The organism is Streptomyces sp. PTL18, from assembly GCF_059510295.1.
This window is the reverse complement of sequence record NZ_JCAJZO010000173.1, coordinates 1-264: the sequence shown is the minus strand read 5'-3', so window position 1 is coordinate 264 and position 264 is coordinate 1. Positions and strand designations below refer to the sequence as shown.

1 pseudogene is annotated in these 264 nt (G+C 72.7%); it reads right to left on the bottom strand.

From position 1 onward, the window contains the following. Nucleotides 1-264, bottom strand: a pseudogene (locus AC5WS8_RS39515) (acyltransferase domain-containing protein); the annotation flags it as partial.

Sequence of the window (264 nt, the reverse complement as noted above, 5' to 3'; positions counted from 1 at the left end):
CGGAACCGAGCACCACAGCCCGGTCCTCGAACGCGGTCCGCGTCACCGCCAGCGACCACGCCACATCCACCGGACGTACCGACTCGTCCGCCCCCGCGAAAGCAGCCAGCCGACCCGCCTGCCCCGCCAGACCCCCCGCACCACGACCCGACACCACCCACGGCACCACACCACCGCCCACGAAGACGGGATCCGGCTCCTCACGCTCCTCAGGCTCCGGAACACCCGGCGCCTCCTCCAGCACCACATGCGCGTTCGTCCCGC